The organism is Novosphingobium resinovorum, assembly GCF_001742225.1.
Classification (GTDB): Bacteria; Pseudomonadota; Alphaproteobacteria; order Sphingomonadales; family Sphingomonadaceae; genus Novosphingobium; species Novosphingobium resinovorum_A.
This window is the reverse complement of sequence record NZ_CP017075.1, coordinates 940,509-965,694: the sequence shown is the minus strand read 5'-3', so window position 1 is coordinate 965,694 and position 25,186 is coordinate 940,509. Positions and strand designations below refer to the sequence as shown.

The 25,186-nt window shown below is 66.1% G+C and carries 23 protein-coding genes; 13 read left to right on the top strand and 10 right to left on the bottom strand.

Annotated elements, in window-relative coordinates; translation table 11 throughout:
- Positions 1-14 precede the first annotated feature (14 nt).
- A complete protein-coding gene (gene miaA, locus BES08_RS04360; RefSeq protein ID WP_008833479.1) occupies positions 15-995 on the bottom strand; it encodes a tRNA (adenosine(37)-N6)-dimethylallyltransferase MiaA in 981 nt (326 codons plus the stop codon).
- Positions 996-1,056: 61 nt separating this feature from the next.
- Here miaA and serB point away from each other — a divergent pair, with 61 nt between their 5' ends.
- Positions 1,057-1,881, top strand: coding sequence for a phosphoserine phosphatase SerB (serB, locus tag BES08_RS04355; protein WP_008833480.1), 825 nt, complete (start codon positions 1,057-1,059; stop codon positions 1,879-1,881).
- Positions 1,882-1,974: 93 nt separating this feature from the next.
- Here serB and BES08_RS04350 read toward each other — a convergent pair whose 3' ends face one another.
- Both BES08_RS04350 and BES08_RS04345 read right to left on the bottom strand, forming a co-directional pair.
- Positions 1,975-2,436 (bottom strand): GreA/GreB family elongation factor, encoded by a 462-nt coding sequence (locus BES08_RS04350; RefSeq protein WP_008833481.1) that lies wholly within the window; start codon positions 2,434-2,436, stop codon positions 1,975-1,977.
- Entirely contained in the window at positions 2,433-4,316 is a 1,884-nt protein-coding gene (locus BES08_RS04345) for an ABC-F family ATP-binding cassette domain-containing protein (protein ID WP_008833482.1), read from the bottom strand. Before BES08_RS04345 ends, BES08_RS04350 begins: the two co-directional genes overlap by 4 nt.
- Before the next feature lie 393 nt (positions 4,317-4,709).
- Here BES08_RS04345 and BES08_RS04340 point away from each other — a divergent pair, with 393 nt between their 5' ends.
- From BES08_RS04340 to BES08_RS04320, 5 genes are all read left to right on the top strand, one after another.
- Complete coding sequence (locus BES08_RS04340; RefSeq protein WP_036524742.1) at positions 4,710-5,021, top strand: FtsB family cell division protein; 312 nt, start codon at positions 4,710-4,712, stop codon at positions 5,019-5,021.
- Positions 5,022-5,195: 174 nt separating this feature from the next.
- Positions 5,196-6,263 (top strand): pyruvate dehydrogenase (acetyl-transferring) E1 component subunit alpha, encoded by a 1,068-nt coding sequence (pdhA, locus tag BES08_RS04335; RefSeq protein WP_008833484.1) that lies wholly within the window; start codon positions 5,196-5,198, stop codon positions 6,261-6,263.
- A 1-nt stretch (position 6,264) separates the two neighbouring features.
- Positions 6,265-7,641 carry a pyruvate dehydrogenase complex E1 component subunit beta gene (locus BES08_RS04330; protein ID WP_008833485.1) on the top strand — a complete coding sequence of 459 codons (1,377 nt, stop codon included), beginning with the start codon at positions 6,265-6,267 and terminating at the stop codon, positions 7,639-7,641.
- Positions 7,642-7,751: 110 nt separating this feature from the next.
- On the top strand, positions 7,752-8,441 hold the full coding sequence (locus BES08_RS04325; protein WP_008833486.1) for a hypothetical protein: 690 nt from the start codon (positions 7,752-7,754) through the stop codon (positions 8,439-8,441).
- Between the two features lie 68 nt (positions 8,442-8,509).
- Positions 8,510-8,962, top strand: a complete 453-nt coding sequence (locus tag BES08_RS04320) for an EF-hand domain-containing protein (protein WP_008833487.1) — start codon at positions 8,510-8,512, stop codon at positions 8,960-8,962.
- Positions 8,963-9,111: 149 nt separating this feature from the next.
- On the opposite strand, the gene trmFO is transcribed toward BES08_RS04320, so the two are convergent.
- Positions 9,112-10,455, bottom strand: coding sequence for a methylenetetrahydrofolate--tRNA-(uracil(54)-C(5))-methyltransferase (FADH(2)-oxidizing) TrmFO (trmFO, locus tag BES08_RS04315; RefSeq protein WP_069707727.1), 1,344 nt, complete (start codon positions 10,453-10,455; stop codon positions 9,112-9,114).
- Positions 10,456-10,537: 82 nt separating this feature from the next.
- Between trmFO and BES08_RS04310 the strand changes: the two genes are divergently transcribed.
- Positions 10,538-11,188, top strand: a complete 651-nt coding sequence (locus BES08_RS04310) for a hypothetical protein (protein ID WP_008833489.1) — start codon at positions 10,538-10,540, stop codon at positions 11,186-11,188.
- A gap of 812 nt (positions 11,189-12,000) precedes the next feature.
- Here BES08_RS04310 and BES08_RS04305 read toward each other — a convergent pair.
- Both BES08_RS04305 and gyrA read right to left on the bottom strand, forming a co-directional pair.
- A complete protein-coding gene (locus BES08_RS04305; RefSeq protein ID WP_008832203.1) occupies positions 12,001-12,342 on the bottom strand; it encodes a DUF952 domain-containing protein in 342 nt (113 codons plus the stop codon).
- Positions 12,339-15,074 (bottom strand): DNA gyrase subunit A, encoded by a 2,736-nt coding sequence (gene gyrA, locus BES08_RS04300; protein ID WP_008832204.1) that lies wholly within the window; start codon positions 15,072-15,074, stop codon positions 12,339-12,341. Before gyrA ends, BES08_RS04305 begins: the two co-directional genes overlap by 4 nt.
- A gap of 302 nt (positions 15,075-15,376) precedes the next feature.
- Between gyrA and BES08_RS04295 the strand changes: the two genes are divergently transcribed.
- On the top strand, positions 15,377-16,717 hold the full coding sequence (locus BES08_RS04295) for a hypothetical protein (RefSeq protein WP_008832205.1): 1,341 nt from the start codon (positions 15,377-15,379) through the stop codon (positions 16,715-16,717).
- Between the two features lie 187 nt (positions 16,718-16,904).
- Here the strand turns inward: BES08_RS04295 and BES08_RS04290 are convergent, their stop codons facing one another.
- On the bottom strand, positions 16,905-17,570 hold the full coding sequence (locus BES08_RS04290; RefSeq protein ID WP_008828557.1) for a carbonic anhydrase: 666 nt from the start codon (positions 17,568-17,570) through the stop codon (positions 16,905-16,907).
- A gap of 96 nt (positions 17,571-17,666) precedes the next feature.
- On the opposite strand from BES08_RS04290, the gene lipA reads away from it, so the two are divergent.
- On the top strand, positions 17,667-18,626 hold the full coding sequence (lipA, locus tag BES08_RS04285; RefSeq protein ID WP_036524940.1) for a lipoyl synthase: 960 nt from the start codon (positions 17,667-17,669) through the stop codon (positions 18,624-18,626).
- 4 nt (positions 18,627-18,630) lie between these two features.
- Positions 18,631-19,077, top strand: a complete 447-nt coding sequence (locus tag BES08_RS04280; protein WP_008828555.1) for a type II toxin-antitoxin system RatA family toxin — start codon at positions 18,631-18,633, stop codon at positions 19,075-19,077.
- A 131-nt stretch (positions 19,078-19,208) separates the two neighbouring features.
- Here BES08_RS04280 and BES08_RS04275 read toward each other — a convergent pair whose 3' ends face one another.
- From BES08_RS04275 to BES08_RS04265, 3 genes are read right to left on the bottom strand one after another with little or no spacing between them, the layout of a single operon-like run.
- Entirely contained in the window at positions 19,209-19,709 is a 501-nt protein-coding gene (locus tag BES08_RS04275; protein WP_008828554.1) for a CinA family protein, read from the bottom strand.
- A gap of 2 nt (positions 19,710-19,711) precedes the next feature.
- Positions 19,712-20,257 carry a hypothetical protein gene (locus BES08_RS04270; protein ID WP_008828553.1) on the bottom strand — a complete coding sequence of 182 codons (546 nt, stop codon included), beginning with the start codon at positions 20,255-20,257 and terminating at the stop codon, positions 19,712-19,714.
- Positions 20,258-20,284: 27 nt separating this feature from the next.
- Complete coding sequence (locus tag BES08_RS04265; protein WP_008828552.1) at positions 20,285-21,463, bottom strand: bifunctional 2-C-methyl-D-erythritol 4-phosphate cytidylyltransferase/2-C-methyl-D-erythritol 2,4-cyclodiphosphate synthase; 1,179 nt, start codon at positions 21,461-21,463, stop codon at positions 20,285-20,287.
- Between the two features lie 80 nt (positions 21,464-21,543).
- Between BES08_RS04265 and dusB the strand changes: the two genes are divergently transcribed.
- Genes dusB through BES08_RS04250 form a run of 3 tightly spaced genes read left to right on the top strand, consistent with a single transcriptional unit; the run spans position 21,544 to position 25,114 of the window.
- A complete protein-coding gene (gene dusB / locus BES08_RS04260) occupies positions 21,544-22,575 on the top strand; it encodes a tRNA dihydrouridine synthase DusB (RefSeq protein ID WP_008828551.1) in 1,032 nt (343 codons plus the stop codon).
- Entirely contained in the window at positions 22,572-23,690 is a 1,119-nt protein-coding gene (locus BES08_RS04255; protein WP_008828550.1) for a two-component system sensor histidine kinase NtrB, read from the top strand. The genes dusB and BES08_RS04255 overlap by 4 nt, the downstream gene beginning before the upstream one ends.
- Complete coding sequence (locus BES08_RS04250) at positions 23,687-25,114, top strand: sigma-54-dependent transcriptional regulator (protein ID WP_008828549.1); 1,428 nt, start codon at positions 23,687-23,689, stop codon at positions 25,112-25,114. The genes BES08_RS04255 and BES08_RS04250 overlap by 4 nt, the downstream gene beginning before the upstream one ends.
- Positions 25,115-25,186 lie beyond the last annotated feature (72 nt).

Sequence of the window (25,186 nt, the reverse complement as noted above, 5' to 3'; positions counted from 1 at the left end):
GTGGATATGTCAGGTCAACCCGGAAAGCGCAATAAAATATCATTTATGGCATTTGAGTTGTAATTTTCACATTGCAGGCGATGCCAATCCGCAGGGGGCTGGTGCCTCAGCCACGTAAATTGGCGCTTGGCGTAGTTGCGGGTCGCCTGCGATCCGCGTTCGATGGCGGTTTGCAGCGTCCATTCGCCCTTGATGACGCCCGTGAGCTCCGGGACGCCGATGGCGCGCATCACCGCGAGGGCGGGGTCGAGATCGCGGGCGAGGAGTGCCTCCACTTCCGCCAGGGCGCCGCGCTCGACCATGCGCTCGAACCGCAGGTCGCAGCGCGCATAAAGCCACTGGCGCTCGGGCAGCAGGATCGCAGGGTGAAGCGCGACCGCGTGGCCGATGCCGCCTTCGGTCTGTGTCTGCCAGTGCGTGAGGCCGTGACCGGTGGAGCGCACGACCTCCAGCGCGCGTGCGACGCGCGTGGTATCTGCCGGGGAGAGGCGGGCGGCACGCTCGGGGTCTTCGACGAGGAGGGCAGCGTAGGCCTCGGCGACGGGCAGGGCACGCACCGCCTCGCGGATGTCCGGATCGATCGCAGGGATCGGCGCGATCCCGTCGAGCATGGTGCGGATATAAAGGCCGGTGCCGCCGACGAGGATCGGCACCGCGCCCTCGGCGTGGACTTGCGCGATGGTCCCGGCTGCCGCGCGCGCCCAGTCGGCTGCGGAGCAGCTTTGCGCGCCGTCCCAGGCACCGAACAGGCGGTGCTCGATGCCGCCCATGTCCGCTTCGGTCGGACGCGCGCTCAGGACCGTCAGGTCGGCGTAGACTTGCGAGCTGTCCGCGTTGACCACCACCGCGCGGCGGCCCCGACGTTCGAGTTCCTGCGCCAGGGCGACCGCACAATCGCTCTTGCCGCTGGCGGTCGGCCCTGCGATGAGCGCCAGCGGCGGCCGGTCTCCGGCTGAGATATCGTATGGCGCATCAAGGGAATTCGCAGTGCTCATTGCCCGGCTGATAGCAGAACCGGATCATCTTTCGACCAGTCTCGAAGCCGCGAAAGCGCAAATGGCTGAAGGCGGCGTGCGGATCGCGGATGCGACGATGCTCGATTTCTGCGGGCAGACGATGCAGATCGACTCGCCTGATGATAACGCCGACGTCCTGCGCGCCGCGCTCGACGCGCATTTCGGCACGACTGACGGCCTCGTCGCCGCCGATGAACCGGTGGTGCCCAAGGTGTTCATTTCCGACATGGATTCGACCATGATCGGGCAGGAATGCATCGACGAACTCGGCGATTTCGCAGGGTTGAAGGAGCGCATCGCCGACATCACAGAGCGCGCCATGCAGGGCGAACTCGACTTCGAGCAGGCCCTGCGCGAGCGTGTCGGGCTGCTGAAGGGGCTCTCCACCAGCGCCATCGACGAATGCCTCGCCACGCGAATCCGGCCGATGCCGGGTGCGAAAGTGCTGGTCGAGACGCTCAAGAAGCTGGGCTGCCGCACCGTACTGGTGACCGGCGGCTTCCATCACTTCGCCGATCCCGTGGCGGAGATGCTGGGCTTCGAGCATGTCGTCGGCAACCGCCTCGAAGTTGCGGACGGCAAGCTGACCGGCGGCCTCGTCGGCGGGATCGTCGATTCGTCGGTGAAGAAGGCGACGCTGCTGGCCGAACTGGAAGCGGCCGGAAACATGGGGGGCGAGGGTGTCACCAGTCTCGCGACCGGCGACGGTGCGAATGATATTCCGATGTTGGAGACGGCGACTTACGGCATCGCCTATCACGCCAAGCCCAAGGCACGCGCGGCCTCGAACGGCTGGATCGATCGCGGTGACCTGACCAGCGTGCTGCGCCTGCTTGGTATTCCCGAGAAAGACTGGGTGCGCTAACTAGCCCCTCGTCATTGCGAGCGAAGCGAAGCAACCCAGGGCGTCGTGGTGCTGCTCTGGATTGCTTCGCTTCGCTCGCAATGACGAAGTAGATTATCCCGCGCTGACTTCCAGAACTTCGATCGCCTCTTCCCGGCCGTTGAAGTCCACGAAATCGCCCACTTCCGCGCCCAGCAGTGCCTTGGCGAGCGGGGCGACGAATGCGAGCCGGTCGTGCGCCGGATCTGCCTCGTCATGGCCGACGATGACGATCTCGCGCGCCTTGCCCCCCAGCATGAACCGCACGCGGCTGCCGAAGCGGACGATGCCGCCCTCCGGCACCGGCTGCACTTGCGCCGTATCGACCCGCGCCTGCCAGTAGCGCAAATCCCGCTTGGCCGAAGTGAGCGCGGTCTCCTCGGTCAGTGCCGCGACTTGTGCTTCCAATTCCGCGATCTTGCCGACGATCAGTTGCCGCCCGTGTACGGTCACAAGGTTCGGACCCGGCGGGATCGGCACCTCGAACTTGGGCTCCAAGTGCTCCTCATCCCCGTCGCGCCGGAAGGCGACGCTCATTTCCCGCGGCCCATCAAGGTTTCGAGTTCTTCGTGGACCTCCAGCCATTCGGTCTCGGCCAGTTCGAGGGCTTCCGCCGCCGTCCCGTGAAGCTTGCCCAGCGCACCGACTGCCAGGCCCTTGAGATCGCCCTTCGCCGAGGCCGGATCGGCCAGCGCGTCGAGCAGGCTGTCGACGTGAGCTTGTGCGCGCTTCATGCGCGTCTCGGCCGCCGTCACCTTCTTGCGCAGTGCCTTCAGTTCCTCGCGCGCGATGGCGCCGCTCTTCTTGACCGGTGCATCGCCGCCCTTGGCTGAGACCGTCTCGACCTTGGGCTGGTTCCGGCCGAGCACGAAGTCGATGTAGTCCTCCATCGACCCGTCGTAGTTCTCCGCCGTGCCGCCTTCGACCAGTACCAGCCGGTCGGCCGCCAGTTCGACCATGTGGCGATCGTGGCTGACGAGGATCACCGCGCCCTCGAACGAGTTGAGCGCCTGCACCAGAGCCTCGCGCGCATCGACGTCGAGGTGGTTGGTCGGCTCGTCGAGGATCAGCATGTGCGGCGCGTCGCGCGTCACCAGCGCCAGCGCCAGACGCGCGCGCTCACCGCCCGAAAGCGTGCCAGTCACCGCCGTCGCGCGGTTGCCCGAGAAGCCGAAGCGGCCGAGCTGCCCGCGCACCGCGAGCGGCGGCTTGCCCTCCATCGCGCGGGTCATCAGTTCCAGCGGGGTGGAATCGCCCGGCAGTTCCTCCACCTGATACTGCGTGAAGTAGCCGATGCGGATCTTGGGCGAGAAGGTGATCCCGCCTTCCATCGGCTCCAGCTGGCGTGCAAGCAGGCGCGCCAGCGTGGTCTTGCCGTTGCCGTTGCGGCCCAGCAGCGCGATGCGGTCCTCGGGATCGATGCGCAAGTTGAGGCGGCGCAGGATCGGCTTGTCCTCGACGTAGCCCACGGCGGCGAGGTCCAGCGTGATGAGCGGTGGGCGCAGTTCGTCGGGGCTGGGGAAGTCGAAGCTGAGCGAGGCGTCCTCCGCCATCGCCGCGATCGGCTGCATCTTCGCCAACATCTTGGCGCGAGACTGCGCCTGCTTCGCGGTCGAGGCACGCGCCGAATTGCGCGCGACGTAATCGGCCAGCTTCTTCTTCTGCGCTTCCTGGTTGGCGCGGGCGGCGGCGGCCTGGGCGGCGCGTTCGGCGCGGATGCGCTCGAAGCTGTCGTAGTCGCCGGGATAGAGCGTCAGCTTGCCCTGTTGCAGGTGCAGGATGTGATCGACCACGGTGTTGAGCAGGTCGCGCTCGTGGCTGATGACCAGCAGCGTCTTGGGGTAGCTCTTGAGGAAGTTCTCCAGCCACAGCGTCGCTTCGAGGTCGAGGTGGTTCGACGGTTCGTCGAGCAGCATGACGTCGGGCTCGGAGAACAGCAGCGAGGCGAGCGCGACGCGCATCTTCCAGCCACCCGAGAAACTGTCGAGAGGGCGCGCCTGCATCTCCTCGTCGAAGCCGAGGCCGACGAGGATGCGCGCCGCGCGGGCAGGGGCGGTGTAGGCGTCGATCGCGATCAGCCGCTCGTGCACGTCGCCGAGGCGGTTGGGATCGGTGCACGTCTCGGCCTCGGCCAGAAGTGCGGTGCGCTCGGTGTCGGCTTCTACCACTGCCTCGAATGGGGTTCGGGTGCCGTTGGGTGCCTCCTGCGCAATGTAGCCGAGACGCGCACGGCGCGGCATCTCGACCGAACCGCCGTCGGGATCGAGTTCGCCAATGATGGTCTTCACCAGCGTGGACTTGCCGGCGCCGTTACGGCCGATCAGCCCGATCTTGCCGTTTTGCGGCAGCGTGGCCGACGCGCCGTCGATGATGGTGCGGCCGCCGAGGCGCACGGTGATATCGCGAATGCTCAACATGGGGCGAGCGCCTAGCAGGGTCGGAGAGAAAGCGGAACAAGATCAACACAAGGAATCTGGGGCCATCGCCCCAGACCCCCATACCGTCGTCGTTGTCTGTGCAGCCTTGTCAGCCAAGATGACGCCGAAGCTATTTTGTCTTCCACTTCACCGTCGAGCGTAAGGATGCGTCGCGCGTGACCTCGACGGTATACGGGGTGCAGGGGTGGTAAACCCCTGCGTCCGTTAGGCGCTTTTAATGTCGTCTAGTTAACACTTGACGCCTTGCGAAACTTATCAACACGAAAACTTTGCCCGCATGTTTCCAGCACTTCTCCTCCACCTGTCGCAAACCGCAGGAATCCTTTAGAGTTTGGGCTTGCAACCCCGAATCACATGTGATTCAAGCGACATATGCGGACCGTGCGACAGGACACCAACATAGCCAGAGAACGTCTCGTGAAGGGCCTTGCCCTCGCGCTGCTGTTGCTCATGGGTCTCTGGTGCGTCGCCGGACCCAGCGGCTTGCTTGCTTGGGGTGAAAACCAGCGCCTGCTCGATCAGCGCGAGAAGCAACTGGTCGATCTCAAGGTCGATCGCGATCATCTCAAGAACCGCGTCGCACTGCTCGATCCCAGGAAGATGGATCCCGACCTCGCGGGCGAACTGGTCCGCAGCAACCTGAACGTCGCGCGTCCCGACGAGATGGTTATGCAACTCCCCTGAGGTCTCGCGCGTTGCCTCTCGTTGGAGAGATGTCGCAATGCCGTTTTTTGCAAACCTCGTTGCAAAAAAGTCCACGTTCGGAGCCCGTTTTCGAGCCTGCGCGCTTTCGCTTTGGCTGCGTCCTTCCTATACCGCCCTCACTGAAACGATCGCACCAACGATGGGGAGCACCCGTTGCCCAAAGCAAAGACCCCGGCAGTAGAAACCGCTGCCGTAGAAGAGGATTTCGCGCTCCACAGCCTCCAGGAAGCCCTGGACGCGGACAAGCGCTACAAGCCTTCCAAGGAAGAGCTCCTGCATTTCTATGAGCAGATGCTGCTCATCCGCCGCTTCGAGGAAAAGGCCGGCCAGCTTTACGGCCTCGGCCTGATCGGCGGCTTCTGCCACCTCTACATCGGCCAGGAAGCTGTCGCCGTGGGCCTGCAGTCCGCGCTCGACAACGACAAGGACTCGGTGATCACCGGTTACCGCGACCATGGCCACATGCTCGCCTACGGCATCGATCCCAAGGTCATCATGGCCGAGCTGACCGGCCGCGAAGCCGGTATCTCGAAGGGCAAGGGCGGCTCGATGCACATGTTCTCCGTGGAGCATCGCTTCTACGGCGGCCACGGCATCGTCGGCGCGCAGGTCTCGCTTGGCGCGGGTCTGGCGTTCGCGCACAAGTACCGTGAAGACGGCGGCGTCGCGATGGCCTACTTCGGCGATGGCGCGGCCAACCAGGGCCAGGTCTACGAGAGCTTCAACATGGCGGCTCTCTGGAAGCTGCCGATCATCTTCGTGATCGAGAACAACGGCTACGCCATGGGCACCGCCGTGAAGCGCGGCTCGGCCGAGACGCACTTCCACCGCCGCGGCACCGCGTTCCGCATTCCCGGCATGTCGGTGGACGGCATGGACGTTCTCGAAGTCCGCAAGTCGGCCGAGATCGCGCTGGAATACGTGCGCGCGGGCAATGGTCCGGTTCTCATGGAACTGAACACGTACCGCTATCGCGGCCACTCGATGTCGGACCCTGCGAAGTACCGCAGTCGCGAGGAAGTCCAGGGCGTGCGCGAAAAGCGCGACCCGATCGACCACGCCAAGACCGAACTGCTGGCCATGGGCGTGACCGAAGAAAGCCTCAAGGAAGTCGACAAGCGCATCCGCGCGCAGGTCGCCCAGTCCGCCGACTTCGCCGAGAACTCGCCGGAGCCCAGCGCCCCCGAACTGTATACCGACGTCCTGGTGGAGAGCTACTGAGATGGCGATCGAACTGAAGATGCCCGCTCTCTCCCCGACGATGGAAGAGGGCAAGCTGGCCAAGTGGCTGGTCAAGGAAGGCGACGAGGTTTCCTCGGGCACCATCCTTGCTGAAATCGAGACCGACAAGGCGACGATGGAATTCGAATCCATCGACGAAGGCACCGTCGGCAAGATCCTCGTCGCCGAAGGCACCGAGGGCGTGAAGGTCGGCACCGTGATCGCGATGCTGGCCGGTGAAGGCGAGGATGCCTCCGCCGTCGAAGCGCCCAAGGCTGCCGAAAAGGTCGAAGAGGCTCCCAAGTCGGAAGAGAAGAAGCCTGCCGAGGGCGGCACCGCCAATCTCGCCAGCGACCTCAAGACCGCACGCGACCCGCAGCTGCCGCATGGCACCAACATGAAGACCTCGACCGTACGCGACGCTCTGCGCGACGCCATGGCCGAGGAAATGCGCCGCGACAGCCGCGTCTTCGTGATGGGCGAGGAAGTCGCCGAGTACCAGGGCGCCTACAAGGTGACTCAGGGCCTGCTCGAAGAGTTCGGTCCCACCCGCGTCATCGACACGCCGATCACCGAGTACGGCTTCGCCGGCATCGGCACCGGCGCGGCGATGGGCGGTCTGCGTCCGGTCATCGAGTTCATGACGTTCAACTTCGCCATGCAGGCGATCGACCACATCATCAACTCGGCCGCCAAGACCAACTACATGTCCGGCGGCCAGATGCGCTGCCCGATCGTGTTCCGTGGTCCCAACGGCGCGGCCTCGCGCGTGGGCGCCCAGCACTCGCAGAACTACGGTCCGTGGTACGCCAACGTCCCCGGCCTCGTGGTCATTGCGCCGTACGATGCTTCGGACGCCAAGGGCCTGCTCAAGGCGGCCATCCGTTCGGAAGACCCGGTCGTGTTCCTCGAGAACGAGCTGGTCTACGGTCGTTCGTTCGAACTGCCCGAACTGGACGACCACGTCCTGCCGATCGGCAAGGCGCGGATCATGCGCGAAGGCAAGGACGTGACGATCGTGTCCTACTCGATCGGCGTCGGCCTCGCTCTCGAGGCAGCCGAGCGTCTGGCCGAAGAGGGCATCGACGCCGAAGTCATCGATCTTCGCACCCTGCGCCCGCTCGACAAGGAAACGGTGCTCGCCAGCCTCGCCAAGACCAACCGCATGGTCGTGGCCGAGGAAGGCTTCCCGGTCTGCTCGATCGCCTCGGAAATCATCGCGATCTGCATGGAAGACGGCTTCGACAACCTCGACGCGCCGGTCGTGCGCGTGTGCAACGAGGACGTGCCGCTGCCTTACGCCGCGAACCTCGAAAAGCTGGCGATCATCGACGCTGACCGCATCGTGGCGGCGGTGAAGAAGGTCACCTACAGGTAATCTCTTCGCCCACGGGCTTTGAGATGATGCGCGGGCGGCGGTGCTTCGGCACCGTCGCCCGTGTCGCGTTTGGGGTTTCGCCTCGCTCCGGCACCGACTAGGGAAACCGGGTGACCGACTCCCCAACTCCCACGATTTCCGCCTCGAACGAGGACATCCTCGTGCAGTCGCTGCCCACAGTGTCGCGCCTGGCGCTGGTCTATGCGCCGAAGTCCGCGCGTGAGCAGACGCTGGCATTGTTGGCGCTCGACGCGCGCCTTGCGCATCTGCTGCGGCATTCGCGCGAGCCGATGATGGCGCAGCTGCGTCTGGCATGGTGGCGCGAATCCCTCGGCCAGTCGGCCGAGCAGTGGCCCAATGGCGAGCCCCTGCTGGCGCTGCTGAAAAGCTGGAACGGCCATCACGGCGGTCTCGCCGCGCTCGTCGATGGCTGGGAAGCCATGACCGGGCCCGCGCCGCTTTTCGCCGAAGCGCTTGAGACCATGGCGCATGGCAGGGCCGAGGCGTTCGCCGCGCTGGCCGACGCTCTCGGCCGGAGCCAGGAGCGCGAGGCCGCGATGAAGCTGGGCCGCGCCTGGGCGCTCAACGATCTGGCGATGCGGCTCGGCCATGCCAGCGAGCGTGAGACCGCGCGCGAACTCGCACAGGCGAGCAGCGGTGCGCGGGTGTCCCGTTCCTTGCGCCCGCTGATGGTGCTTCACGGCCTAGCCGCGCGGCGTCTCGCCAAGGGTGAAGAATCCGGCGCGACTTCGCCTGCTGCCATGCTCAAGGCGATGCGGCTCGGGCTGCTGGGGTTCTGATTGCAGCGTTGTAATTTCCGCTCGCGCGCCGGGTGGTTCTAGGATCGCGGGGTCATGGATACCGCGCAATGAATCGCTTTCTGCTTGGCGGCCTCGCCGTTTTCGTACTCCTGGGCATCGGCCTGTTCTGGTGGCAGGGACACGCCGAAGTCGAGGCCGCCGCCCCACCAGCGGCGCCGATGGCGACGGAGCCTGCCCCGCTGCCGAGCGCCGATGTGGGCGACATGGTCGGCCCCGAACTTCCCGAGGCGACCGAACTCAGCCGCGAGCAGCGCCGCTTCGGACGCTACGATCGCGACCGTGATGGACGGATTTCCCGCAACGAGATGCTTTCGACGCGCTCGGACATTTTCCGCAAGCTCGACAAGGACGGCAACAATCTGCTGACGTTCGAGGAATGGGCCGTGGCCACGGTCGACAAGTTCGACGGCGCCGACGGCGACCGCGACGGCTATCTCACGCCTGCCGAATTCCGCAAGACGGCGCCGCCGCCTAAGCCCAAGGCGAAGTGTTCGTGTTGATTTTTGCGGTCGGGTGGTGCCCACCCCGCTGCGACTAACTCGCTACGCTCGCAAGTCTCGCTGCCCCTCCCGTAAACGGGAGGGGGTAAGCGCAGGCCTCTCATTCCCCTCCCGCTTGCGGGAGGGGGCAGGGGCGGGCCGCACCAGTGTCAGACCGCGATGCTCTCAAGCCACGGCGCGATCTCGGCCTTGGCGCGCTCTGTATAGGCCTCCTTGCGCTGCTTCTTCTTTACGTCGTGCAGCGGCGGGAACAGGCCGAAGTTGACGTTCATCGGCTGATAGGTCTCGGCCTCGGCATCGCCGGTGATGTGCGAGAGCAGGGCGCCCATCGCAGTTGTGCGCGGCGGGGCCTGCCATTCGCGGCCCGCGAGGTCAGCCGAGGCCATCAGGCCCGCCATCAGGCCGACCGCGGCGCTCTCTACATAGCCTTCGCAGCCGGTGATCTGCCCGGCAAAGCGCACATTCGGCGCGGTCTTCAGGCGCAGGGTGCGGTCCAGCAGCACCGGCGAATTGAGGAAGGTGTTGCGGTGCAGGCCGCCGAGACGCGCGAACTCGGCGTTCTCCAGCCCCGGGATCGTGCGGAACAGGCGCACTTGCTCGGCGTGCTTCAGCTTGGTCTGGAAGCCGACCATGTTCCAGATCGTTCCGAGGTTGTTGTCCTGCCGCAGCTGCACCACCGCATAGGCCCAGCGGCCGTTCGGGTGCTCCGGGGTCGCCCAGTGCGGGTTGTCGAGACCGACCGGCTTCATCGGGCCGAAGCGCAGGGTGTCGATGCCGCGCTCGGCCATGACTTCGATGGGCATGCAGCCGTCGAAGTAGGGGGTGTTTGCCTCCCACTCCTTGAACGCGGTCTTCTCGCCCGCGACTAGCCCCGCGTGGAATGCCAGGTACTGCTCCTTGGTCATCGGGCAGTTGATGTAGTCCTTGGTCTCGCCCTTGTCCCAGCGCGAGGCCATCCAGCACACGTCCATGTCGATGGTGTCGCGGTAGACGATGGGGGCGATGGCGTCGAAGAACGCGAGGCTGTCGGCGCCGGTCGCCTTGCCGATCGAGCCGGCCAGCGCCTCTGCGGTGAGGGGGCCTGTGGCGACGATCACTGGCGCATCGGCGGGCAGGGCGTCGATGCGTTCGCGCACGATCTCGACGTTGGGCAGCGCGGCAAGGCGCGCCTCGACTTCGGCGGAGAAGATCTCGCGGTCCACGGCCAGCGCCGATCCGGCGGGCACTTCAGCCTTGGCGGCGGCGCTCATGATGAGCGAATCGCATTGGCGCATCTCGTGGTGGAGCAGGCCGACGGCGTTCTTCTCGTGATCGTCCGAGCGGAACGAATTGGAGCAGACCAGTTCGGCGAGGCCGTCGCCCTGATGGGCCGGGCTGCGTTCCCCGGTCCCGCGCATTTCCGAGAGGCGCACCTTGAAGCCCCGGCGGCCGAGTTGCCATGCCGCTTCGCTTCCAGCGAGGCCGCCGCCGATGATGTGGATCTGATGGGTCATGCGGCAGCGCCTAGACCCTATCGCGGCGATGGAAAAGCCCTGCGGCATCTGTCATGGCATGGCGGTTATCGAAGGAGACCGCATGCCGCACCGCGCCCTGATCGAACGCCGTCCCTGGCTGCTGGCTAGCATCGTGCTTGCCGTCGCGTGGGTCTGGCTGCGCGGGAGCACCTTGCCGGGGCTTTACCTGATCGTGCTCAAGGGCGCGCCGCTGGCCTTGCTGGCGGTCTATGCGGTGCTGCGGCATCGGGGGAACGACACCCGCTCGCTGGCGGGGATGCTGGGACTGGAGGCGGTCGGCTCGGCGCTGTGGTACGACGTGCCGGTGATCGGGCTGAACGCGATGCTGATCGCCTTCCTGATCGGCCTGTCGCTGTTCCTGATGCACCGCCGTGCGGTGATGGACGGCGGGCGCAAGGTGGCGGCGCTGGTGCTGACGCTGGGCACGCCGCTGCTGTGCTTCTTCGCGGCGGACCGGGCAGGCGTGGGCGTGCCGCTGTTCCTCGGCCTTGCGCTGGGCGGCATGGCGGCATCGGCATGGATCAGCACCTTCCCGCGCTCGCGCGTCGGCCTTGGCGCGGCGCTGGTCGTGGCGGGCGTGGTGCTGGAAATCGCGGCGGCAGGCGGCAACGCGATTCTGGCGATGGTGGCCTGGCCGCTATTCTACATCGGTAATGTAGTGCTGGCGACAGGCGTGACCGGGGAACTGCGCATACGCGGTGAGGGTTTCTGAGCGGCGATCTCACTTTTACCTGTCATCCCAGCGAAGGCTGGGACCGCTGGCCGTGAACGGCCCAGCTATCGTCAGGGCTCACCAACCTAAGGGTATATATCCCACCCCCGTCATCCCCGCGAAGGCGGGGACCCAGCTGATGCCGGTTCAACAGGCGCTGTCAGCAGATGGGTTCCCGCCTTCGCGGGAATGACGGGGTGGGGGGGCTGCGTTGTGCGTGCAGCACATACGACTTTGCCCGCTGGCGAGTGCGGGCCATTACGCCGGGGAAATCAACGCATCCGAAGTGAACATCGGGTCGGCGTCGGGAGCGTCCTCACCGGGACGCGGGGGTTTGTGTTCCACCTGCTCTGGCGAGCGGCCGGGTAGCGGTGGTCAGCCCGGCTCGACCTGTATTCCATCGGAAAGTCCCATGTGGCCGTCGTTAGGGTTCGCGTCGTTATCGGCCGATGGTTGTCCGGCGGGGACATCCGGTGTCCTGACGTCTATCTCAGGAGCGGGCGGATGACGCTTTCCGGGAACTCAGGGACAGTCCGGGTCTTCGTTTGGGCGCGTGGTTTGCGTGATCACGGCTTGAAACCGCATCCCGGCCCACGACGCCGACCCGATACACCGAAGCAATGTGATCTGCACTGCTCCGGATGCTGGGTCATATAACCTATTTGGCGATAAGTGTCAAGGTGGCGTTCGAAAACCCGTCATCCCAGCGAAGGCTGGGACCGTTGGCCGTGACCGGCCGAGCTATCGCCAGGGCGTCTGAACGTTGGCGCACAGCAACAGGCCAGCGGTCCCAGCTTTCACTGGGATGACGATCAGTGTGGAAGCTGAAGCGTTCCGTCCGGACCGCGCTCGACCGGGCCGTGCACGATCACCGCCGACAGCGGCAGGTCGGCGTAGATGTGCGGGAACAGCGCACCGCCGCGCGAAACTTCCCACTTCACCGTGTCGCCCAGCGCGGTCAGGTCCACGGCGGCGATGTGCAGATCGTCCTGTCCGGCGAAGTGCTTGTCCAGCGTGCCCTGCGCCTGATCGGCGGTGGACATGTGAATGTAACCGTCGGCCAGATCGACTGGCGCTCCGGCGAAGGTCCCGTCGGCGAGCAGCCGTGCAAGCTGCTCGCCGGTCAGGATTTTATATGCGACCGTATCCCTCACGCTTCGGCTTCCGGAGCCTCCGGCGCGGCCTCGTCGGCTACCGGGGTCTCGACTTCCGGTTCTTCGTCCAGCCGGACCGCGCTGACGACGTGCTCGTTCGCCGAGACGGTGAACAGGCGCACGCCCGCCGAGCCGCGACCGATCACGCGCAGCGAATGGAGCGGCAGACGGATCAACTTGGCCTGGTCGGTAACCAACATCAGCTGCTGGGCAAGGGTCGCCGGGAAGCTGGCGACTACCGGACCGTTGCGGCCGATGTTGTCGATATTGGTGATGCCCTGGCCGCCGCGACCGGTGCGGCGGTACTCGTAAGCCGAGGACAGCTTGCCGTAGCCGTTGGCACAGACCGTCAGGATGAACTGCTCGCGCTCTTCCAGTTCGGCCATGCGCTCTGCGGAGAGGGTGGATTCGCCCTCCTTGTCGCCCTTCCACGGGGCGAAGCGCAGATACTGCTCACGGTCTTCGGCATCGGTGCCGACGCGGTGGAGGATCGAGAGCGAGATGACCTCGTCGTCACCCTTCAGCGTCATGCCGCGCACGCCGGTGGACGTGCGGCTCGTGAATTCGCGCACGTCGTCGCCGGGGAAGCGGATCGCTTTGCCCTGGCGGGTGGCGAGCAGCACGTCGTCGCTGGCTTCCAGCAATGCCACGCCGATCAGGCGATCGTCGCTGCCTTCGTCGAAGCGCATCGCGAACTTGCCGTTGCTGGGGATGTTCGCAAAGGAATCCATGGAGTTGCGGCGCACGTTGCCCTTGGCGGTGGCGAACACCACCGACAGCGCGCTCCACTCCGTCTCATCCTCGGGCAGGGCGAGCACGGTCTGGATCGTCTCGTCCTTGTCGAGCGCCGGCAGCAGGTTGACGATCGGGCGTCCGCGCGTGGTCGGGCCGCCTTCGGGCAGCTTGTAGACCTTGAGGCGGTAGACCTTGCCTGCCGTCGAGAAGAACAGCACCGGGTTGTGGGTGGAAGTGACGAACATCGTCGTCACCGCATCCTCGTCCTTGGTGGCCATGCCGGCGCGGCCCTTGCCGCCGCGGTTCTGGGCGCGGAAGGCGGAGAGGGCGGTGCGCTTGATATAGCCGTCCATGGTCACCGTGACGACCATGTCCTCGCGCTCGATGAGGTCCTCGTCGTCGATCCCGTCGAAGGCGGCGGTGATCTCGGACAGGCGCGGGGTGGCGTAGGCGTCGCGCACGGCCTGCAGTTCCTCGCGCATGACGGCGTAGAGCTTCACGCGGTCGGCGAGGATGGCGAGGAATTCCTCGATGGCGATCGCGAGCTGCTTGAGTTCGTCGCCGATCTCGTCGCGGCCGAGCGCCGTCAGGCGGTGCAGGCGCAGATCGAGGATCGCCTTCACTTGCACTTCGGACAGGCGGTAGATGCCGTCGGCGGCCTCGGCCTCGGGCTCGATCGCCTCGACCAGGCGGATGTACTGCGCGATGTCGCCGATCGGCCATTCCTTGGCGAGCAGCTTGGCGCGGGCGTCGGCCGGATTGGAGGCGCCGCGGATGATCTTCACCACCTCGTCCATGTTGGACACGGCGACGACGAGGCCGAGCAAGATGTGCGCCCGGTCGCGCGCCTTGTTCAGTTCGAACTTGGTGCGGCGGGTGATGACCTGCTCGCGGAACTGGATGAACGCCTGCAGGATGTCGCGCAGGGCCATGATCTCGGGGCGGCCGCCGCGGATCGCCAGCATGTTCGCGGCGAAGTTCGACTGTGCCGGGGTGCTGCGCCACAGCTGGTTGAGCACGACTTCCGGCGAGGCATCGCGCTTGAGGTCGATGACCACGCGCACGCCTTCGCGGTTGGATTCGTCGCGGATGTCGGAGACGCCCTCGATCCGCTTGTCCTTGGCGGCCTCGGCGATCTTCTCGACCAGATTGGACTTGCCGACCTGGTAGGGGATCGAGGTGAGGACGATCGAGCGCGAATCCTTGCGGCTGCCGCGCCCTTCCTCGACGTGGCTGCGGCAGCGCTGGATGATCGAGCCGCGCCCGGTGGTGGCGGCGAGCCGGGCGCCGTGCTGGCCCAGGATCAGCGGGGCGGTGGGGAAGTCAGGGCCAGGGATGATCTGGAACAGTTCCTCCGAGGTGATACCCGGATTGTCCATCATCGCGAAGCAGCCGTCGATCACTTCGCCCAGGTTGTGCGGCGGGATGTTGGTCGCCATGCCGACCGCGATGCCGCCGGCGCCATTGACGAGGATGTTCGGGAAGCGCGCCGGAAGCACCGTCGGCTCCTGACGCGAACCGTCGTAGTTGTCCGCGAAGTCGACGGTGTCCTTGTCGAGATCGTCGAGCAGCGAGTTGGCCACGCGGGCAAGGCGCGCTTCGGTATAGCGCATCGAGGCCGGCGGATCGGGGTCCATCGAGCCGAAGTTGCCCTGACCGTCGATCAGCGGCACGCGCATCGACCAGTCCTGCGTCATGCGCGCAAGGGCGTCGTAGATCGCGCTGTCGCCGTGTGGGTGGTAGTTGCCCATCACGTCGCCGACGATCTTGGCCGACTTGCGATAAGGACGCCCGGCGACGAAGCCGCCTTCCTGCGAGGCATAGAGGATGCGGCGGTGCACCGGCTTCAGGCCGTCGCGCACGTCGGGCAGCGCGCGGCTGACGATCACGCTCATCGCGTAGTCGAGGTAGCTCGTCTTCATCTCGTCGACGATGTCGATGCGGGTGAATTCGCCCTCGGGGCCTACGGGCTGGATATCGTTGGTGTCGTCGCTCACGCGGGTTGGATCGCTTTTGCTACGGAAGAAGAATGATGGACCGCACTAGGACATGCGCCAGGGGAAAGCCACCGGAACCGGTGGCGGCGAGGGGCGATGCGTGCCGTTTTCCACATATAAGGAACGCACGCGCGCGGGGAACCTGAACGGCTGCGACGAATTGCATTCAATGCGCGTTCAGTGGCTAAAAGCTAATTCGCTCGCATGGTTGCCAAGGGCCGAATTCCCGGCCAAACCGGCGACCGCCTTATTTTCATCCCGTTTCGGCGGGATTTCGTTTGTCCTTGAGAGGAGTAGCCTTGATGGCTCGCAAGTTCCTTGTTTCCCGTGTCGCTCTTGCCGCCCTCCTGTCGAGCGGTATGGCGCTGACGGTCGCCACCCCCGCGATGGCCGCGAAGAAGGAGAAGGAAGCCGCAGGCGGCAAGTTCTCCCCCGAGTTCGTGAAGGTCGCCCAGCCGCTGCAGAAGGCCATGGAAGCCGCGATCGCTGCTCTCGGCGGCCAGCAGACCCCCGACGCGATGGCCAAGGCCAAGGCCGCCTTCGACGCCGCCGTCGGCGGTGACGGCAAGGCCGCGTTCCAGGCCGCCGTGCCGGCCGCAACCACGCCCGACGACAAGAACGCACTCGGCTCGATGATGCGCAACTTCGGCATCATCTCGCAGGATCTCGCCACCAAGCAGGAAGGCAACAAGATGTTGCTCTCCAGCGGCAAGCTGCCCGCCGAGGAAGTCGGCAAGACCAACTACGATGCCGGCATCACCGCCTACCAGCTCAAGGACTACGCCAGCGCGGCGACGTACCTGAAGGCGGCCAAGGACGGCGGCTTCGTCGATTCGTCGGGCCAGCTCGATGCGGTCCTCGCCGATGCCTACAAGCGCAACAACAACCCCGAGGCCGCCCTGCAGATGGCCAAGGACGATGTTGCCGCCGCGCAGGCCAAGGGCCAGGCGCCTTCGGAAACCGCGCTGCGCTCGGTCCTCCAGCAGACCTACACCGCCAAGCAGCTCGCTCCGTCGACCGAATACGCGGCGATGCTCGGCCAGTATTACCCGGGCACCTGGAACACCGCGATCTCGGTGGTCCGCCAGTTGGCCTCGCTGCCGCGCGACCAGAACCTCGACCTGATGCGCCTGATGTTCCTCACCGGTTCGATGAACGACAAGCGCGACTACTTCGAATACCTCGAGAACGCCGATCCGCGCGCGTTCCCGGGCGAAGCGAGCAAGGTCATGGCCGACGGTATCGCCAAGGGCAAGCTGACCGCCGGAGACGTGCCGGACAAGGCCAACACCGACGGCCGCGTCGCGGCGGACAAGGCTTCGCTGCCCGCCACCGAGCGTGATGCCAGCAAGCCGGGTGCGACGGCTGCCAGCGTCGTCGGCGCGGCGGACGTGTTCCTGAGCTACGACCAGCCGGCCAAGGCCGAGACGTTCTATGCCAAGGCCGCGTCGATGCCGGGCGTCGATGCCAACAAGGTCGCGCTGCGTCTCGGCATGTCGCAGGCTCTGCAGGGCAAGTACGCCGATGCGGAAGCCAACTTCGCCAAGGTCACCGGCACTCGCGCGCCGGTTGCCAAGCTGTGGTCGGCTTATGCCAAGAGCAAGGCTTCGCCTGCTCCGGCAGCGGCTCCTGCAGCGAACTGAGCTTTCGGTTCAGACTGAAACGGGAAGGGCGCCGGGTTTCCGGCGCCCTTTTTCGTGTGTCGATCCAGATCGGCCTGGCGCCAGACCCCCCGCTGCGACTAACTTCGCCTTCGGCTCAGCAAGTCTCGCTGCCCCTCCCGCAAGCGGGCGGGGAAAACCTAGCCGGACGGGGTGGGCCGCTATCCCCTCACTCCACCGGTGCGAATTCCCCGCTGGTCTCGTCCAGCAGATGCAGCACTCCGTCGGAAATCGCGAAGAACGCGCCGCGCAGCGTCAGTTCACCCTTGCCGACCTTGCTCTGCACGCAGGGGAAAGTCATCAGGTTGTCGAGGCTGACCTTGACCGCCGCCTGCTCCATCGCGCGCTCGGCGGTGCGCCCTGTGGTGCCATGCTCGTGCGCGACCGGCACGCGGGCCTCGTCCAGCATCGAGATCCAGTCGGCCACGAAACCACCGTGTCCGATCTCCGCGTCCTTGAGGTCCTGCGTCAACGCCGCCTTGCAGCCGCCGCACAGGCCGTGGCCCATCACGACCACTTCCTTGACCTTGAGCACCTGCACCGCGAATTCCAGCGCGGCCGAGACGCCGTGGTGGCCGGGCGTCGTCTCGAACGGCGGCACCAGCGCGGCGACGTTGCGCACCACGAAGATCGTGCCGGGATCGACGTCGAAGATCTGGCTGGGGTCGACGCGGCTGTCGGAGCAGGCGATGACCATGACTTCGGGCGACTGGCCCTGGCCCAGTTCGTCCCAGCGCGCGCGGTTGGCGCTCCAGCCGGTGCCGCGGAAACGGCGATAACCCTCGATCAGATGGTTCAGCACGCGGTCGTTGGATTCGGGGCTCTGATTAGTCATGGGGGTGGGCTCCGTTGCTGTTTTTCGAACTGATGGTTCGCCATACGCCGGATATTCGGGCTGGCAAGGTTGCGTGCATATGACTATCTGGACGGCATGAACGATCTCTCCTCCGTACCGGTTCCGGAAGAAGCCCCCGCCCGTCAGCGCAAGCCCGACTGGATTCGCGTCAAGGCGCCGACCAGCAAGGGCTACGGCGAGACGCGCCAGCTGATGCGCGACCTCAAGCTCAACACCGTGTGCGAGGAAGCGGCCTGCCCGAACATCGGCGAGTGCTGGACGAAGAAGCACGCGACGGTGATGATTCTCGGCGACACCTGCACCCGCGCCTGCGCGTTCTGCAACGTCAAGACCGGCATGCCCGGCCGCGTCGATGCGGCGGAGCCGGACAACGTCGCCGAGATGGTGCTGAAGACCGGCCTCGAGCACATCGTCGTCACCTCTGTAGACCGTGACGATCTTCCGGACGGCGGTGCAAGCCAGTTCGTCAAGGTGATCCAGGCGGTCCGCGCGGCCTCGCCCGCGACCACGATCGAAATCCTGACGCCCGACTTCCGCAACAAGATGCAGCGCGCGGTCGAGTCGATCGTCCAGGCGCGCCCGGACGTCTACAACCACAACCTCGAGACGGTGCCCCGCCTCTACCCGACCATCCGCCCCGGCGCGCGCTACTACGCCTCGCTGCGGCTGCTGGAAGAGGTGAAGCGCCACGATCCGTCGATCTTCACCAAGTCGGGCGTGATGCTCGGGCTGGGTGAGGAGCGTCTGGAAATCCATCAGGTGATGGACGACATGCGCTGCGCCGACATCGACTTCCTGACTATGGGTCAGTACCTGCGCCCGACGCCCAAGCATGCCGAGGTGAAGGAATTCGTCACCCCGCAGGCGTTCAACGCCTACGGTGCGATCGCGCGGGCCAAGGGCTTCCTGCAGGTGGCGTCCTCGCCGCTGACGCGTTCGAGCTATCATGCCGGCGATGACTTCGCCCAGATGAAGGCCGCGCGCGACGCCAAGCTGGCCAAGATGCAGCCCGTGACGGCGACCTCCGGGGCCTGAACTCATGCCCGGCATTCATGAGACCAAGCGCCTGCCTTACAGCGCGGAGCAGATGTACGACCTCGTCGCCGACGTCGGCCGCTATCAGGAATTCCTGCCCTGGGTCGTCGCGACGCGGGTGAAGTCCGACGACGGCCGCGAGATGATCGCGGACATGCTGGTCGGCTTCAAGGCTCTGCGCGAAAAGTTCACCTCGCGCGTCGAGAAGGAGCGCCCGCGCGTCATCAAGGTCCACTACGTCGATGGCCCCATGCGCGATCTCGACAACGTCTGGACCTTCCATCCGGTCGACGAGACTTCGTGCGACCTTGAGTTCGACGTGAAGTTCACCTTCCGCAACCCGCTGTTCGAGAAACTGGCGGGGCAGTATTTCGACAAAGCGTTCCGCAAGATGGTCGCCGCCTTCGAAACCCGTGCGGCGGAACTCTACGGTGTCGCGCAGGCGGGGTGAACCGTCGGCATCCCGGACTTGTTTCGGGACCGCTGGCCGTGAACGACCCGGCTCTCGCTGAAGCGCCCTGACGCGAGTTTCAGCCTGAAGACCGCCAGCGGTCCCGGATCAAGTCCGGGACGACGGGTGACTTACGGCAGCAGCAGTTCCAACGCCACGATCGCTGCCTGGTGGCGGATTTCCGCCCGGGTCGTACCGTCCAGCAGCTTCTGCTCGGCGTTGACCTCTTCCTCGCCGCGCCGGGCGCAGGCGAAGACCACGGTGCCGACCGGCTTCATCTCGCTGCCGCCATCCGGCCCGGCGATGCCGCTGATCGCGACCGCGACGTCCGCCCGGCTCTTGCCGATCGCGCCCTGAGCCATGGCCCAGGCCGTCGCGGGAGAGACCGCGCCGAACGAATCGATGATGTCGGAGTGGACCCCCAGCATCTCCATCTTGGCCTCGTTCGAATAGGTAACGAAACCGCGATCAAGCACCGCCGAGGAGCCCGGGATCTCGGTCAGCGCCGCGCAGACGAGGCCGCCGGTGCAGCTTTCGGCCACCGAAACCATGCGGCCGAGTGCCTTGTTCTCCTCGATCACCCTTTGGGCGAGCGCATAGAGGTCTTCCGGGAAGAAGGGATTCGCGGCCATCGTCAGTCCTTGCAAAGCGTCACTTTGCCGAGCTTGGGATCGGCGCTGCCGGCCACATCCATGCTCAGCGCGATCAGTCCGGCGGTGTTCTCGGGCGGGAGGGGCGAGAGCAGGTCGATCGCGAGGTCGAGCTGCTTGCAGGACTTGGGCGCGATCCGCTGCGAGACGAAGCCCTCCACGAAAACGTCGGCCATCTGGCGCAGCGTGTCGTCGGGAAGGCCGGTCATCATGTTCGCGGACCCGCCGCCGCCCTGCGTATTGAGGGCCTTCAACAACGCGGGCTTGGCCTTGGGCCAGTAGCGGTCCTTCTGCGCGGCGTAGCGGGCGGCGAGGCCCGGTCCCTTGGTGCGCAGGAACGCATCGGCCGGCAGGGAGGGGGCGCAGCGCTTCGCGGTGCCGTTGATCGCCTGCGGCAGGGAATAGGCGATCAGCGAGGTCGCCTCGGCCTTGCTGATGCACATCGGCTCGGCCGCCATCGCAGCGCAGGGCGTCATGGCAAGCGCCAGGGCAAGGGTTCGCGGGCCAAGGATTGAAGACAGTCCACGCATGCAGGAAGTTCCTTTGCGCCCCAACAGTTATACCAGACCCAGACTGACCACCGCCTGCGCCGCGATCCCCTCGCGCCGCCCGGTGAAGCCGAGCTTCTCGGTCGTCGTTGCCTTCACGCTGATCGCGGCGATGTCAACGCCGAGTATGTCCGCAAGCCGTTCGCGCATGGCCTCGCGATGCGGTCCGATCTTGGGCGCTTCGCAGATGATGGTGACGTCGGCGTTGGCGAGGGCGTAGCCCTCATCGGCCACCAGTTTGCCCGCGTGGGCGAGGAAGCGGTCCGAAGCGGCGCCTTTCCACTGAGGGTCGCTGGGCGGAAAGTGCTGGCCGATGTCCCCTGCGCCGATCGCGCCGAGCATCGCATCAACGAGCGCGTGGATCGCCACATCGGCGTCGCTGTGGCCAGAGAGCCCATGCGTGTGCGCGATCCGCACGCCGCAGAGCCACAGTTCCTCGCCTTCCTCAAGGCGATGGACGTCGTAACCACTGCCGACGCGCACCAGCGGCTTCGAAGCTCCGAAATCGGCGGCGTAGGTGAGTTTGTGCAAGGTTTCGTCCCCTTCGACGAGTGCCACGTCCATGCCCCATGCCTGCGCGACTTGCGCATCATCTCCGGCATTGGTGGGGCCGTCCCAGTCCCGGTGTGCGGCGAGCACTTCGGCGAAGTGGAAGGCCTGGGGCGTCTGGACCCGGCGCAAGTCCTCGCGCCGGGCAGGGGCGCCCATGAGATCGCCCGCCGCATGAGTCAGGCTGTCGGCCACGGGCAGGACCGGTATCGCGCCTTTGTATGCGTCGAGAGCGATCAGCAGGCGTTCGATCACTTCGGCGGGCAGCAGCGGGCGGGCCGCGTCGTGGATCAGGACGCGGTCGGGCTCGGCGCCTGCAAGAACTTCCAGCCCGAGACGCACCGATTCCTGCCGCGTCGCGCCGCCCGTGGTGAACTGCACGCCCGCAATTCCCGCCAGTGCTTCACGGGCGACGGCTTGCGCGCCATCGGGAATGACCACTAGAATCGGCGCGCATCCCGCTGCCGCCAGCGCCTCGACCGAGTGTCGCACGACCGGCTTGCCGCGCCAGCGCGCGAACTGTTTCGGCACCGGCTGACCGGCGCGCAGGCCCTTGCCTGCGGCCACGACGAGCGCGGCAGTACGAATGCCAGTGCGATCACGGGGCGAATTCTGCGGCTCTGAGACGATTTGCGACATTGCCGATGCCGGTAATCGCTTGCCGCATTGAGGGCAATCCACTATGCGCTGCCTGTTTTTTAGGCAGCACTGCACGCATCATGACTCAATTGCCCAATCCTCCGGCACTCAAGCCAATCCAGGTCGGTCCGGTGACGATCGACTGCCCGGTCGTGCTCGCGCCGATGACGGGGGTTTCGGACCTGCCGTTCCGCCGGATGGTGCGCGCCTTCGGGTCGGGCCTCAACGTCACCGAGATGATCGCCAGCCCCGCTGCGATCCGTGAGACGCGCGTGTCGCTGCAGAAGGCGATGTGGGACAAGGTCGAGGACCCGGTCTCGATGCAGCTGGTCGGCTGCGACCCCGAACAGATGGGCGAGGCCGCCAAGCTGGTCGAGGACCGCGGCGCCGCCATCATCGACATCAACATGGGCTGCCCGGTGCGCAAGGTCGTCAACGGTGACGCGGGCTCGGCGCTGATGCGGCAGGTGCCGCTGGCGACCAAGCTGATCGAGGCGACCGTCAAGGCGGTGAAGGTTCCGGTCACCGTCAAGATGCGTATGGGCTGGTGCCATGACAGCCTCAACGCCCCCGAACTCGCGCGGATCGCCGAGGATCTGGGCGCGAAGATGATCACCGTCCACGGCCGCACCCGCAACCAGATGTACAAGGGCGAGGCCGACTGGGCCTTCGTCCGCAAGGTCAAGGACGCGGTGTCGATCCCGGTCATCGTCAACGGCGACATCTGCACCGTGCACGATGCCGCGCAGGCGCTGGAACAGTCTGGCGCGGACGGTCTGATGATCGGGCGCGGTTCTTACGGACGTCCCTGGTTTCTCTCGCAAGTCATGCAATGGTGGCGCGGCGAGGCGGTCTCGGCCGATCCCGACATCGCCGGGCAGTACGACATCATCCGTCGCCATTACGAGGACATGCTCGACCACTACGGCGCGGACACCGGCGTCCGGATGGCTCGCAAGCACCTTGGCTGGTACATCAAGGGCGTGCGCGGCTCGGCCGAGTTCAGGAACAAACTGAACTTCATCGCCGATCCTGCTGAAGTCCTTCGTGAAATCGATGAGTTCTATGCTCCCTACCGCGGCACCGACGACAGTCAGCTCCGCGCCGCATGAGCCTGGACACCCGGACCGATCTGCCTGACGCGCAGCGGCTGCTGGCGAGCCTGCCGCATGCCGTGCTGCTGCTGGAGAACGGACGGACGATCGCCTGGCTCAACCCGGCGGCGGAGCAGTTCTTCGGGCAGTCGGCCCGGCGCCTCGTCGGGACGCGGCTGCGCGACATCATGTCGATCTCCGACCGCCGCCTGCTGGATCGGCTATCGGATTCCGAGGCGCCGGTCTCCGCGCGCGAAATCGTGGTGCAGATCAAGGGCAAGGGCGCGCGGCGGATCGACATCAACGTCGGCCCGGTCGCGGACAGTCCCGGCTGGCAGGTCGTGTCGCTCCACGACAATTCCGCGTCCGAGGCGCTTGGCGACGACTCCGGCGGCCCTGACAACGCGGTCCTGCGCGGTCCCGAGATCATGGCGCATGAGATCAAGAACCCGCTCGCCGGCATTCGCGGCGCGGCGCAGCTTCTCGCGCGCAAGGTCGACGAACGGGACAAGGCGCTAACGGACCTCATTACCGGCGAGGTCGACCGCGTCGCGGGGCTTATCGAGCGGATGCAGAAGCTGAGCGGCCGCACGACGCCGCCGGTGGAGCCCTGCAATCTCCACGAGGCAGCCCGCCGCGCCATCGACGTGCTGAACGCGGCCAAGGCGGAGAAGCCGGCGTTCCGGCTCGTCGAGGAGTTCGATCCCTCGCTGCCATCGGTGCTCGGCAGTCCCGACGGGCTGGTGCAGGTGATGATGAACCTGCTCTCCAACGCCGCCGATGCCTGCAAGCACGTCGCCGAGCCGCGCGTGATCATCCGGACCCGCTTCGCCAGCGGCCTGCAGCTTCACACCGGCGATGACGGTGCCCCGCTGCGCCTGCCGATCGAGGTTCGCGTCAGCGACAACGGCCCCGGCATCGATCCGGCCATGCGCGATCATATCTTCGAACCGTTCGTCACCACCAAGAAGTCGGGGCAGGGCCTCGGCCTGCCGCTGGTCCGCAAGCTGGTGCGCGACATGAACGGTCGCATCACCCACGACCGCGACGACGAGAATGGGCTGACCCACTTCCGCATTCACCTGCCGCTCGCCCGCGAGACGCGCAATCGCCCCCGGAGAAAGACGGCATGACGCAGAACGTGCTGCTGGTCGAGGACGACATGTCCATCGCCATCGTCATCACCGCCGCGCTCGAAGCGGAAGGGTTCGGCGTTTCGCACTGCGTCACCATCGCCGAGCGTGACCGGATGCTGGCGGATCGCGGGTTCGCGGCGCTCGTCACCGACGTGATGCTTCCGGACGGTGACGGGATCGAGACGATCGAGCGGGTCCGCGCGCTGCATCCGCACATGCCGATCGTCATTCTCTCGGCCCAGAACACGCTCGATACCGCCGTGCGCGCCACCGATACCGGCGCCTTCGAGTATTTCCCCAAGCCGTTCGACATCGACGAACTGGCGCGCACCGTGCGCCAGGCAGCCGGCACGGCGCAGGGTCTTGCCGCGGACGGCGAGGAGCCGGTCGCGGACGGTCTGCCTCTGGTCGGCCGCAGCGCCGCGATGCAATCGGTGTTCCGCATGATCACCCGTGTCCTGCGTAACGACCTGACGGTGCTGATCCTGGGCGAATCCGGCACCGGCAAGGAACTTGTGGCCGAGGCGATCCATCAGCTCGGCAATCGCCGCGAAGGCCCGTTCATCGCCGTCAACACCGCCGCGATCCCCGCCGAACTGATCGAGAGCGAACTGTTCGGGCATGAGAAGGGCGCTTTCACCGGCGCCGTCGCGCGTCACGTCGGCAAGTTCGAGCAGGCAGCGGGCGGCACGTTGTTCCTCGACGAAATCGGCGACATGCCGATGCAGGCGCAGACCCGCCTGCTGCGCGCGCTTCAGTCGGGCACCGTACGGCGGGTCGGCGGGCGCGAGGAAATCCGCCTCGACACCCGCATCGTCGCCGCGACCAACAAGGACCTCGAGCCCGAAATCGCCGCCGGGCGCTTCCGTGAGGACTTGTATTACCGGCTCAACGTGGTGCCGATCCACATGCCGCCGCTGCGCGACCGGCGCGACGACATCGACGTCTTGGCGCGCCATTTCCTGCAGCACGCCGCCAACGAGGGGCTACCGCGTCGCCAGTTGACGAAGGAAGCCGCCGACCTGCTCAGCCGCCAGCCCTGGCGCGGCAACGTGCGCGAACTCAAGAACTTCATCTATCGCCTTGCCCTGCTGGCGCGCGAGGACGTGATCGACGCCGAGGCGGTCCTGCCGCTGCTGACACAGGAGGCGCCCCCGCCCGCCGAGGATGGCGGCGCGCCGAGGGCGGTCGATATCGCGACTGCGGTGTCGGAATGGCTCGCGGTCAATCGTCCGCCAAGCGGCTCGATCTACAACAGCGCGATGGCCGCTTTCGAGCGGCCGCTGTTCGCCGAGGTCCTGCGCGAGACTGCAGGCAATCAGTTGCGTGCGGCGCAAGCGCTGGGGATTAATCGCAACACCTTGCGCAAGCGCCTGGGCGAATTGGCGCTCGATCCCGAGGAATTCGCTCGTCGTCCCTAGAAGGGCCTTCGTGGATTTACTCTTGCAGCGGGGTCACAGTCCTGTTGTAACAGCGCAACGATGAGTGAAGTT

Bases quoted from the DNA above. Each gene is read 5' to 3' on its own strand.
- miaA (WP_008833479.1), bottom strand. From the start codon at position 995: ATGAGCACTGCGAATTCCCTTGATGCGCCATACGATATCTCAGCCGGA.
- serB (WP_008833480.1), top strand. From the start codon at position 1,057: ATGGCTGAAGGCGGCGTGCGGATCGCGGATGCGACGATGCTCGATTTC.
- BES08_RS04350 (WP_008833481.1), bottom strand. From the start codon at position 2,436: ATGAGCGTCGCCTTCCGGCGCGACGGGGATGAGGAGCACTTGGAGCCC.
- BES08_RS04345 (WP_008833482.1), bottom strand. From the start codon at position 4,316: ATGTTGAGCATTCGCGATATCACCGTGCGCCTCGGCGGCCGCACCATC.
- BES08_RS04340 (WP_036524742.1), top strand. From the start codon at position 4,710: ATGCGGACCGTGCGACAGGACACCAACATAGCCAGAGAACGTCTCGTG.
- BES08_RS04330 (WP_008833485.1), top strand. From the start codon at position 6,265: ATGGCGATCGAACTGAAGATGCCCGCTCTCTCCCCGACGATGGAAGAG.
- BES08_RS04320 (WP_008833487.1), top strand. From the start codon at position 8,510: ATGAATCGCTTTCTGCTTGGCGGCCTCGCCGTTTTCGTACTCCTGGGC.
- trmFO (WP_069707727.1), bottom strand. From the start codon at position 10,455: ATGACCCATCAGATCCACATCATCGGCGGCGGCCTCGCTGGAAGCGAA.
- BES08_RS04310 (WP_008833489.1), top strand. From the start codon at position 10,538: ATGCCGCACCGCGCCCTGATCGAACGCCGTCCCTGGCTGCTGGCTAGC.
- BES08_RS04295 (WP_008832205.1), top strand. From the start codon at position 15,377: ATGGCTCGCAAGTTCCTTGTTTCCCGTGTCGCTCTTGCCGCCCTCCTG.
- BES08_RS04290 (WP_008828557.1), bottom strand. From the start codon at position 17,570: ATGACTAATCAGAGCCCCGAATCCAACGACCGCGTGCTGAACCATCTG.
- lipA (WP_036524940.1), top strand. From the start codon at position 17,667: ATGAACGATCTCTCCTCCGTACCGGTTCCGGAAGAAGCCCCCGCCCGT.
- BES08_RS04280 (WP_008828555.1), top strand. From the start codon at position 18,631: ATGCCCGGCATTCATGAGACCAAGCGCCTGCCTTACAGCGCGGAGCAG.
- BES08_RS04275 (WP_008828554.1), bottom strand. From the start codon at position 19,709: ATGGCCGCGAATCCCTTCTTCCCGGAAGACCTCTATGCGCTCGCCCAA.
- BES08_RS04270 (WP_008828553.1), bottom strand. From the start codon at position 20,257: ATGCGTGGACTGTCTTCAATCCTTGGCCCGCGAACCCTTGCCCTGGCG.
- BES08_RS04265 (WP_008828552.1), bottom strand. From the start codon at position 21,463: ATGTCGCAAATCGTCTCAGAGCCGCAGAATTCGCCCCGTGATCGCACT.
- dusB (WP_008828551.1), top strand. From the start codon at position 21,544: ATGACTCAATTGCCCAATCCTCCGGCACTCAAGCCAATCCAGGTCGGT.
- BES08_RS04255 (WP_008828550.1), top strand. From the start codon at position 22,572: ATGAGCCTGGACACCCGGACCGATCTGCCTGACGCGCAGCGGCTGCTG.
- BES08_RS04250 (WP_008828549.1), top strand. From the start codon at position 23,687: ATGACGCAGAACGTGCTGCTGGTCGAGGACGACATGTCCATCGCCATC.